Below are 1,145 nucleotides of genomic sequence, written 5' to 3' on the forward strand. Positions count from 1 at the left end.
GACCTCCATGATGCAGCGAACGCGGTATGGGATTAGGAGAATTCGCGACGAGCCTGCTGCTGCTTCTCAGTGCAATGCTCGGCATCAATTCAACACCAGAAGACGATCATAATTGGGAAATACTCACGGAATGGACTGACGAAGCACATCCCCACTTCGTCGCGGTCAGTGATACGCTTCTATCGCAATGCGGGTCTGACAATCACTGGATAAACTTCCCAGTTGTCATTCACGGCACACATCAGATTTTTGTAGATAACATTCTTCGAGCGAGCTATGGCCGAACAGACTTCCAAAGCTCTGAGAAGATTTACAGCGCCCCTCAATTACGATGCTCTGAACTTTACGGTTCGACCCTTCGATGGGAAGTGACGTCGTACTCTCCCTATTTTGCTCGATTCAACACCTTTCCAAGTGTTGTAAATACACCGAGTTTCGACAAATTATTGTTTATTTCCATTGGCTCTAGTCTGCCGTTTTTGATGCTGGCAATTGGTGCGATTGCCTTTAGCTTGCTCGTTAGCACAAATAGCCGCTTTGCATTCAATTTCCTTGGATCGTGCATCTGCTGGTCTATTTTTGCATTGTGCATGAATGGTGGAGCAGGCCTGATCAATCTTCCCATGTTGTATACCCACAAAATAGCCGATAGTGCCTTATGGCTGGCGGTACTCATGCAATTTCGATGCTTCGAAATCAACGGCTGGTTAAGTAAACCGATACAGGGCTTACTGTTAGCGAGCATACTGATCGCCTTATTACTGATTGCCCTCGGAGAAACAGGCGATACCATTCAATTCGGAACGAGCATTCCATTTCCTGCGCTGATCATCGCGAGCGTGTTTGCGCTTCATCAGGTTTATGTGAACAAACACAACCACGCGTTAACGAGTTTGGAAATACAGATTAACCTAATCACTATTTCGGTGTTTTTATTCACAGTGATACACGACATACTACTGACTATCTGCGCTTTTGACGGCATGCTCATCATCCCTTACGGAGTGAGTCTCACAATGCTGTTATTGGCCGTAAATGCAAACAAACAATTTACCGCAGCGCAACAATTAAGACTACATCACTCGCAGCTGCACAAAGAGAACATCAACGAAAATAATAGTGGTCAACAAGCCGAGCACACCAAG

1 protein-coding gene is annotated in these 1,145 nt (G+C 45.8%); it reads left to right on the forward strand.

Features of this window, described 5'->3' with window-relative positions:
• Window positions 1-26: 26 nt before the first annotated feature.
• Window positions 27-1,145: hypothetical protein (locus A3751_RS17565; protein ID WP_156492587.1), on the forward strand; the 1,119-nt coding region annotated here is incomplete at its 3' end.

The organism is Oleiphilus sp. HI0080 (assembly GCF_001635135.1).